This is a genomic window from Frankia sp. CeRuru1 (genome assembly GCF_977966315.1).
Genome location: NZ_CDWWEW010000541.1, coordinates 1,363 through 2,137, shown reverse-complemented (window position 1 = coordinate 2,137; position 775 = coordinate 1,363). Strand labels below are relative to the sequence as shown.

2 protein-coding genes are annotated in these 775 nt (G+C 63.7%); both read right to left on the bottom strand.

Annotation, left to right across the window (positions count from 1 at the left end; genetic code table 11):
• Nucleotides 1–424 (bottom strand): IS3 family transposase (locus AC08OP_RS24050; RefSeq protein ID WP_476616256.1); only part of this gene is annotated, 424 nt, incomplete at its 3' end.
• 157 nt (nt 425–581) lie between these two features.
• Nucleotides 582–710 carry a transposase gene (locus tag AC08OP_RS24045; protein ID WP_476616255.1) on the bottom strand — a complete coding sequence of 43 codons (129 nt, stop codon included), beginning with the start codon at nt 708–710 and terminating at the stop codon, nt 582–584.
• Between the last annotated feature and the right edge of the window lie 65 nt (nt 711–775).

Below are 775 nucleotides of genomic sequence, written 5' to 3'. Positions count from 1 at the left end.
ACCACAATTCATTTGGCCTCTTCGCGGTGAAGTCCCGGCCGACGAGGTCGGGCAGCGACGAGGGCTCGGCGGCCTGGACGGTCGTGAGGTGCCTGCGGGGCCGCGGGTGCACGCTGACCAGACCCAGCTGGGCCATGAGCCGCTGGACCCGCTTGTAGGCGACCCGGACGCCCTGGCGGCGGAGGTCGGCGAAGATCCGCCGCACGCCGTACCGGCCGTGGCGCGCGTCGAAAATCGCCCGGATCTTCGTGGACAAGGTGATGTCGTCCCGCTCGCGTTTCGACGGTCCGCGGTTCTTCCAAGCGTAGTAGCCGGCGCGGGAGACGCCGAGGTTCCGGCACAGGTAGTCGACGGGGAACGTGTTCACACCGTCGGCGGGAGCAGGCTTCTTCGGGGCGTGGGCCGAGATGAACTCGAACCTCACTTCTAGTCGCTCGCGAAGAAGCTCGCGACTTTTTTAAGAAAGCGTTGTTCATCTGCAGCTGTGCGTTCTTCTTCCGTAGCTCCTCGAGTTCGGCGCGCTCGGACACCGATAGCGGCCGCTCCTTGCCCTCGTCGGAATCCTTTGCTTTCTTCACCCACTACCCCAAGCTCGTCTCGTTGATCCCAAGGCTCTTCGCCACCTCGGCGATCGTACGGTCCGAACCAAGGACGAGAGCGACCGCCTCGTCCTTGTACTCCTGGGTGAACTTCCTCCGCGTCGATCCCATCCCTGGATCTCCCTGGTAGTCAGTGGACTTTACGTCGACTGTCTACGAGATCGGGATCGCTTCAG

Coding starts and splice junctions, on each gene's coding strand:
- AC08OP_RS24045 (WP_476616255.1), bottom strand. CDS start 710: ATGGGATCGACGCGGAGGAAGTTCACCCAGGAGTACAAGGACGAGGCG.